The organism is Micromonospora endophytica (assembly GCF_003236305.1).
Classification (GTDB): domain Bacteria; phylum Actinomycetota; class Actinomycetes; order Mycobacteriales; family Micromonosporaceae; genus Micromonospora; species Micromonospora endophytica.
In genome coordinates this window covers 1-929 of record NZ_POTX01000494.1, presented here as the reverse complement: position 1 = coordinate 929, position 929 = coordinate 1, and the positions used below count along the sequence as shown (strand labels likewise).

The window sequence follows — 929 nt, the reverse complement described above, 5'->3', positions numbered from 1 at the left end:
GACCCGACCCCCACCGTCTCGACGAGCAGCGTCGCACCGACCACGGCGACCAGCAGCGAGGCCCCGAAGGAGTCGGTCTCGGCCACCCCGTCCACTGTCGGCGGTAACTGACCCGCCCGTCACCGACGGTCCCGGCCCGCCTCGGAACAGTCAACGGCCAGATTCGCTCGGGGACACTGTGGGCACTCCGGGTGTGCGACACCGCCGGAATGTGGCACGGTGTCACTCAGGCACTCCCGGCCCCGCGACGCGGGATCGGGTGCGAGCGTGGCGCGGAGGGCGAGGATGACCGAGCACGAGACTCCGGCGGGCGACCCTGGATCGACTCCCGCCCCGACTGATGCCGCCGCGGTGCGGACGGCGACCGGAAGCCAGCCGGCGGTGGGTCGCGCCGGTGTCCGCGGGGTCACGGCGCCCGACGACGGCACGGCCGGGAGCCGCTACCAGGCCACGGCAGCACCCCAGGTGCCCGGCCCGCGCGAGCACAGCCCAGCGCAGGCGGTCCGAGCCAGCGTCCGAGTGCCCGGGATGAGCCGGGTAAGCGTGAACGAGGCACAGGCCGCCGGGACCGCCGGCAAGGCGTCGGGTGTCTACCGGTCGGCCCCTGTCGGTACGGAGCCATCGGAGCCCGTCCCGCCGGGCGAGCCCGCCGAGCCGCCCACGCCGGTGCCCGGCCCGGAGCCGGAACCCGTACCTGCGCCTCCCAGCCCGGAGCCGAAGCCCGTACCGACGCCACCCGGCCCCGAGCCCGCACCCACGCCGGTGCCCGGGCCGGAGCCCGCACCCGGGCCGCCGTCGCCGCCTTCTCCCGGACCCGGCCCGACGCCGCCGCCGGTGCCGGTGCCTCCTGCGCCCGGCCCGATGCCGCCGATGCCTCCCCGGCCCGTCCCCACGCCACCACCCGGGCCGACGCCGCCAGCACCACCACC

1 protein-coding gene is annotated in these 929 nt (G+C 77.4%); it reads right to left on the bottom strand.

Annotation, left to right across the window (positions count from 1 at the left end):
- Positions 1–590: 590 nt before the first annotated feature.
- Positions 591–929: hypothetical protein (locus C1I93_RS32155; RefSeq protein WP_220039620.1), on the bottom strand; the 339-nt coding region annotated here is incomplete at its 5' end.